Source organism: Clostridium sp. M62/1 (genome assembly GCF_020736365.1).
Classification (GTDB): Bacteria; Bacillota; Clostridia; order Lachnospirales; family Lachnospiraceae; genus Otoolea; species Otoolea saccharolyticum_A.
Window position 1 is genome coordinate 739,001 of the sequence record NZ_CP085988.1, and the last position, 6,000, is coordinate 745,000.

The following is a 6,000-nucleotide window of genomic DNA, read 5'->3' on the forward strand; positions in this document are numbered from 1 at the left end:
AGTACTCAGCAGAATGCGAAAAACACACACAGAAATCCATCTGCGTAATGAACCGAAACACGGTCACAAAGAGTACAAATATCTGTATCAACAAATGCTGAAGGATGATGTCATTCGGAAAGCATATAAGAAATTACGCAAAGGAAAAACCAAGAGAAAAGAGATCCAGTACATAGACGCACACCTCGATGATGAGGTGCAGAAAATATACGACATGATCCTAAACACAAAGCCGGAGGGAGTGGACGTCCCACACCCGGAACTGGCATACAAACCAAAGAAAAGAACCCCGAAGATCATCTTCGAACATGGGAAAAGACGAAAAATTTATATGCCGGAAATCCATGAACAATGGCTGCACCACATCATCGTTCTGGTATTAGAGCCGATCATCACAGCCACAGCCTATCCATACTCCTGCGGTTCGTTCCCAAAGCGTGGAGCACACTACGGAAAGAGACAGATAGAGCGGTGGCTTTTGCATGACCCGAAGGGAACACGGTGCTTCGCAAAGATGGATATCCGGCACTTTTATGATAGTATCCGGCTGAAAATTCTGATGAGGGAACTGGCAATCCGAATCAAGGATGACTGGTTTTTATACATCATCGGATTATGCCTACAGGGATTTAATAAAGGAATCCCTCTCGGGTTTTACATCAGCCAGTGGTTGGCAAATTACCTCTTAGAACCACTCGACCGACTGATCACAGAGGTGCTCGGTCTGCCAAAGCTGCAAAGGTACATGGACGATATCGTCATATTCGCAAGCAGCAAGAAAGTCCTCCAGAGAGCCATCGTGGAGATAAGGAAGATGCTCGGTCAGCGTTTCAGATTAAAGCTGAAGCACAACTACCAGGTATGCAAATTCTACTACGAGAAGGGCAAGCGGAAGATAGGTAGGGCACTGGACTTCATGGGTTTTATATTTTACAGAAACAAGACGCTGATCAGAAAGAACATCATGCTATCCGCAACACGGTTGGCAAAGAAGATGGAGAGGTCAAAGGAAGCAAACCGTGGATACTTTCACAGACACATCGAAGCCATGCTGTCGTACATGGGATGGTTTACCTGCACGGACACATACGACTGTTACCAGAGCAGGATAAAACCTTATATCCATGTGGGCCGGCTTAAGAAAATAATATCAAAAATCAAAAGGAGGCAGAACCATGAAGGAATGGACCAAGGAAAGATGCTCCGAGGAGCCGCAGGAGCTGCAGCTTGTGGCTGACGGCATCTACATCCAGAGAAAGAACATCAAGAAAGTGCAGCACGAAGCAACCGAGGGCATGGAAGCCTACACCGACTGGGAGTGCGATAGCAGGGAAATCACTGTATCGGAATACCAGATGTTGGAATCCATTAAGCAGATCAATACCGACAAGGCGATTGATGATTACACCGCACAGCTTATCGAGGAGGGATTGTTATAATGAGAGTATTAATCGACAGTCTGAAAAGACTTTATGCCGCAGGCAGGCTGACAAAGGAACAGATCGCGGTCAGAGTGGAGAAGGGAACTATTGATGAAGCAGAGTACGAGGAAATCACAGGCGAGAAGTACAAGGCAGAAACCAAGGCAAAATAACTTCCAATGTACCCACGCACATGGGAGCAGGTACTGCCATAAGCACATGAAAGAATGTGACCTCGACTGCAAGGAAAGCGGCACCTGTGCCCACTGCACAAATTACCACATACCGATGACGCAGTACCCATGCAAGTGGTGTGAGAAATCAAATCAGAATTAAGGACCGTCTGGACAAGGCGGTCTTTTTAGAGAGGAGGTGCAGCGCATGGATGTGACAGCAATCATCGTGGCAGCGAGTATCCCATCGGCACTGACTGGCTTCTTTTTCTGGCTCATCGAGCAGAGCATACAGAAGCGTGCCGACAAGGAAAAAGCAGAGCGGGAAGAACGGCAGAAGGAAGTAGATGCCAGAGAGCAGATCCGAGAGAAGAATGAACTCTGCATCATCAACTGCGTCAATGCTTCCCTGGCACTCGGAGAAGCGACAGCCAGAGCGGTGCAGAGAATCCCAGACGCACACTGCAATGGGGATATGCACGCAGCACTCGACTACGCTCAGAAGGTCAAACATGAACAGAAGGACTTTCTGAACGAACAGGCACTAAAACAAATTGTATAACAGGAGGACAAAGCAATGAAGAAAATCGACTGGGTAAGAAAACTCACAAGCAGAAAACTGTGGACGGCAGTGGCATCATTCGTCTCAATGATGATCCTCGCCACAGGCGGAACAGACAACACGGCAACGCAGGTAACTGCACTCATCATGGCAGGAGCGTCCGTGGTGGCTTACATCATCGGGGAAGGCTTGACCGACTCCGCCAACATCGGTGCTTCGGATGATGCCGAGGAACAGTAACAGGAAACATACGCAGCGGGGCGGCCAGTAGGCTGCCCTATTTTATTACAGAAAGTGAGGAAACAGATATGACAATCAAAGGTATGGACATTTCATATTGGCAGGGCAATGTAGACTTTGCCAGAGTAGCAGCAGACGGCATCAAGTTCGCAATCCTTCGTGAAGGATACGCACAGACGGTAGACGCAAAGTTCCGCCAGTATGTGGAAGGCTGCAGAAAGAACGGCATCGAAATCAAGGGAGTATATCATTTCAGTTATGCGATCAACGCAGAGCAGGCAGCGCAGGAGGCGGCATTCTGCATCAAGCAGATGGAGCAGGCAGGTCTCGGAAAAGATGTGATTGTATTCTACGATTTTGAGTACGACACTGTAAAGAAAGCCAAGGCAAAGGGAGTAACCCTCGGAAAGAATGAGTGCATCGCATTTACAAAGGCATTCTGCGAGTATGTGGAAAGCCATGGATACAAGGCAGGTGTTTATTCCAACATCGACTACCACAGAAATATGTATTCGGACGAAGTGCTCTCCAAGTATGTGTACTGGCTCGCAGATTACACAGGATCTCCGGACTATGACTGCGCATTCCACCAGTACACCAGTTCCGGAACAGTAAGCGGCATCGATGGCAAGGTAGATATGGATTACTACTACGGAGAGGAAATCAAAGAGAACCAGGGCGAGAAGAAATCCGTCACTGAGGTGGCAAAGGAAGTGCTCGCAGGAGACTGGGGAAACGGAGATGACCGCAAGAATAGACTGGCTGCTGCCGGATATGACTACGCAACGGTGCAGGCAGAAGTGAACCGCCTTGCAGGAGCAACCTCCGCACCGAAAAAGAGCGTGGCAGAAATCGCCAAGGAAGTCATTGCAGGACAGTGGGGAAATGGCGATGACAGAAAGAACCGCATCAAGGCAGCAGGATATGACTACGATACAGTCCAGAAAGAGGTCAATGCACAGCTTGGAGTAAAACCGCAGAAAAGCGTTACTGAGGTAGCCAAGGAAGTGATCGCAGGCAAGTGGGGCAACGGCGAAACCAGAAAGCAGAAGCTGAAGGCAGCCGGATACGACTACGCAGCCGTGCAGAAGAAGGTCAATGAACTTCTGTAATTGGCGATTGACTTATAAAAAGAGTGGAGGTATGATGTGCCGCAGAGGGGGTTCTAAAGGGGGTAAGCACCCGGACGATGTGACCGACATAAATGTCGGGAACACCGCAACGCAGAACCCAGAGCGTGGCGCACCGTGACAGCCAGAATAAGACGAAAAGCAACCCAGTGGAACAAACACCCACTGGGTCTTTTTTATTGCCTAAATGGGGCAGATTTGAAAGCCAAAGAAAAAGCAGGGGCAATGATTACCCCTGCGGAAAGATAAAGATTTTATAGACCTGCTCCGGGGTAAGAGAATATCTCCGGGCAATGAGACGGATATACTTCAGAGCAAACTCGCCACGACCATTCCAGATGGTGGAGAAGTTCGGAACGGACATACCAATGGCCGCAGCCAAGTCCTTGTTTTTATCTCCGTGAGCACGCATGATCGGCTCAAGCAGTTCTTTATTCATGAGACAACACCTCCCTGCAGGAGAACCTGCTGACATTGTCAGAGCAGGAATCCGAAATCACAAGGCGAACCAGAACATCGCCAAACTTGTCAGTAATATCGAGCACACGAACACCAGTCCCTATGCCGACCTTGCCGGAATCAGAGAACCGACATCTATCATCAACCGCCCACTCGTCCACGGTAACACCGAAGTCGGTGCGGCACTTATCAATATAAATCATTTTATCAGATCCTTTCAGATTTTATCGCCGGAGTTTTACCGCCGGAAATTTATCGCCGTTTTTCAAAAAGGAACAATAAGCCATGTCGCCCATCGGTCTCGCCCGACTGGAGAGAGCGTCCAGTGTTACGGTACACCAGATAAGACCTCGTGCTCGGCTACACATCACCTAACCCTTTCTCTGCAACGCAGGAAACAAAATCAACGAGTTGCGATAGGCAATCGGTAAAAACCAATAACTCCTCCTACCTTTAAGGCTTTCACATTAAAAACCAGGCAAACTTGTCAGACATCACTCAGACATGGCATTGTCCTTTGCTCCCCTCACGCTTCCGCCTTCTGGACTTGGGACCAGACATCGGTGGGTTAGAGCCGGAGCAGATGCACTGCCCCGGACGGACCGGCTACATTCTGGAAAGCAGGAGAAGCAGACCAGAAACCACGATAAGCAACTCCGCTATCCGAAAAGCCAGAACCGAAACTGAAACACATAACCGTTTCATTGACAAGACCTCCAATCGTGTGGTATATTTTGAGAAGCAAGGGAGAGAGGTGGACCCCTCCCCCAAGCCATCATCATAAGATGATGAATCGGATAACCGCTACGAGCGTTCCGATTTCCAATGCAAGCTGAGTAAGGGCTCGAACAACTTTACTCAGCTTATTTATTTTAGAAACCAAATCATCCAAATTCATCGGATGCACCTCCTTTCCTTTAGGTTGTCTGTATATTACCTTGGGTTGCGGAGGTATTCAAGTCTTTTATAACCCATAAATTCAACAAAAATATAACCATAAAAGCACCACTTCTTTGTTGGTATCTTATCCTTATTTATAAGTGTTTTGTTATTGAAATTTATAACTTTAACACCGATAATAGTAGAAAGAGACAAGGAGGTGCTGCCATGCGCAGATTTAAACAGTTATCCAGAGCCGACAGGCTGAAATTAGAAGCACTGCTGAAAGCAGGACACGGCAAACAGGAAATCGCTGACCAGATAGGAGTCCATGTCAGCACCATATACCGTGAGATAAAGAGAGGAACATACACACATACCAATTCAGATCTGACAGAGGAAGAACGGTACTCCCCAGACATCGCAGAGGATAAGTATCAACAGAACCTGCGAGATAAGGGTCCAGACCTTAAGATAGGCAAAGACCACAGACTGGCAGAGTACATAGAAACAAAGATAGCAGAGGACGGATACTCGCCCGGAGCAGTCCTCGGAGAAATTAAAGCCAAGGGGTTGGAGTTTGAAACAGAGATTAGCAAGCCGACCCTTTACAGTTACATCGACAAGGGGATATTCCTCACAATCACAAATAAGGAACTCCCAGTAAAAGGCAGACGGAAAAAGAAGAATAAGAAAGTCCGCAGGCAGGCGAGAGCCAACGCAGGTACAAGCATAGAGAAGCGGCCAGAGGACATCGACACCAGAGAGGAATTCGGACACTGGGAGATGGACACAGTGGTAGGCAAGAGAGGGGAAAGTAAACACAGCCTTCTGGTACTGACAGAGAGAAAGACCAGGAACGAACTCATATACCTTTTATATGAGCACACGACTGAGCAGGTCTGCAAGCGACTGGATCAGTTAGAAGCGGAATGGGGAGAGCGATTCGGGCAGGTGTTCAAGACCATAACCGTGGACAATGGCTCGGAGTTCGCTGACTGGGAGGGAATGCAGCAGTCGGCAGCAGATGAGTCCGAAAAGAGAGTGACCGTGTTCTACTGCCACCCATACTGCTCCTTTGAGCGTGGCAGCAACGAAAACCAGAACCGACTGGTGCGCAGGAAGATACCAAAGGG

9 protein-coding genes (1 of these 9 running past the window's edge) are annotated in these 6,000 nt (G+C 48.2%); 7 read left to right on the forward strand and 2 right to left on the reverse strand.

Annotated features, from left to right (window positions below; genetic code table 11):
* Positions 1-13 precede the first annotated feature (13 nt).
* From LK436_RS03960 to LK436_RS03985, 6 genes are all read left to right on the forward strand, one after another.
* A complete protein-coding gene (locus tag LK436_RS03960; RefSeq protein WP_008396642.1) occupies positions 14-1,237 on the forward strand; it encodes a reverse transcriptase domain-containing protein in 1,224 nt (407 codons plus the stop codon).
* Complete coding sequence (locus LK436_RS03965) at positions 1,176-1,439, forward strand: hypothetical protein (protein WP_044930848.1); 264 nt, start codon at positions 1,176-1,178, stop codon at positions 1,437-1,439. Before LK436_RS03960 ends, LK436_RS03965 begins: the two co-directional genes overlap by 62 nt.
* Positions 1,439-1,594 carry an XkdX family protein gene (locus LK436_RS03970; RefSeq protein WP_008396638.1) on the forward strand — a complete coding sequence of 52 codons (156 nt, stop codon included), beginning with the start codon at positions 1,439-1,441 and terminating at the stop codon, positions 1,592-1,594. Before LK436_RS03965 ends, LK436_RS03970 begins: the two co-directional genes overlap by 1 nt.
* A gap of 208 nt (positions 1,595-1,802) precedes the next feature.
* Positions 1,803-2,156, forward strand: a complete 354-nt coding sequence (locus tag LK436_RS03975; protein ID WP_008396637.1) for a hypothetical protein — start codon at positions 1,803-1,805, stop codon at positions 2,154-2,156.
* 15 nt (positions 2,157-2,171) lie between these two features.
* Positions 2,172-2,396, forward strand: a complete 225-nt coding sequence (locus tag LK436_RS03980; protein ID WP_008396635.1) for a hypothetical protein — start codon at positions 2,172-2,174, stop codon at positions 2,394-2,396.
* A gap of 68 nt (positions 2,397-2,464) precedes the next feature.
* Entirely contained in the window at positions 2,465-3,508 is a 1,044-nt protein-coding gene (locus tag LK436_RS03985) for a GH25 family lysozyme (RefSeq protein WP_008396633.1), read from the forward strand.
* A gap of 247 nt (positions 3,509-3,755) precedes the next feature.
* Here the strand turns inward: LK436_RS03985 and LK436_RS03990 are convergent, their stop codons facing one another.
* Positions 3,756-3,965 (reverse strand): helix-turn-helix domain-containing protein, encoded by a 210-nt coding sequence (locus LK436_RS03990; RefSeq protein ID WP_008396630.1) that lies wholly within the window; start codon positions 3,963-3,965, stop codon positions 3,756-3,758.
* The gene (locus tag LK436_RS03995; RefSeq protein WP_147594746.1) at positions 3,958-4,188 is read right to left on the reverse strand and encodes a hypothetical protein; all 231 of its coding nucleotides are present in this window, start codon (positions 4,186-4,188) and stop codon (positions 3,958-3,960) included. The genes LK436_RS03990 and LK436_RS03995 overlap by 8 nt, the downstream gene beginning before the upstream one ends.
* 904 nt (positions 4,189-5,092) lie before the next feature.
* Between LK436_RS03995 and LK436_RS04000 the strand changes: the two genes are divergently transcribed.
* Positions 5,093-6,000: the 5' portion of an IS30 family transposase gene (locus LK436_RS04000; RefSeq protein ID WP_008396627.1), read on the forward strand. Its footprint extends 133 nt past the window's final position; the window shows 908 of its 1,041 coding nt (coding positions 1-908); it begins with the start codon at positions 5,093-5,095; its stop codon lies beyond the right edge, outside the window.

Bases quoted from the DNA above. Each gene is read 5' to 3' on its own strand.
- LK436_RS03990 (WP_008396630.1), bottom strand. From the start codon at position 3,965: ATGAATAAAGAACTGCTTGAGCCGATCATGCGTGCTCACGGAGATAAA.
- LK436_RS03965 (WP_044930848.1), top strand. From the start codon at position 1,176: ATGAAGGAATGGACCAAGGAAAGATGCTCCGAGGAGCCGCAGGAGCTG.
- LK436_RS03995 (WP_147594746.1), bottom strand. From the start codon at position 4,188: ATGATTTATATTGATAAGTGCCGCACCGACTTCGGTGTTACCGTGGAC.
- LK436_RS03975 (WP_008396637.1), top strand. From the start codon at position 1,803: ATGGATGTGACAGCAATCATCGTGGCAGCGAGTATCCCATCGGCACTG.
- LK436_RS03980 (WP_008396635.1), top strand. From the start codon at position 2,172: ATGAAGAAAATCGACTGGGTAAGAAAACTCACAAGCAGAAAACTGTGG.
- LK436_RS03970 (WP_008396638.1), top strand. From the start codon at position 1,439: ATGAGAGTATTAATCGACAGTCTGAAAAGACTTTATGCCGCAGGCAGG.
- LK436_RS03960 (WP_008396642.1), top strand. From the start codon at position 14: ATGCGAAAAACACACACAGAAATCCATCTGCGTAATGAACCGAAACAC.
- LK436_RS03985 (WP_008396633.1), top strand. From the start codon at position 2,465: ATGACAATCAAAGGTATGGACATTTCATATTGGCAGGGCAATGTAGAC.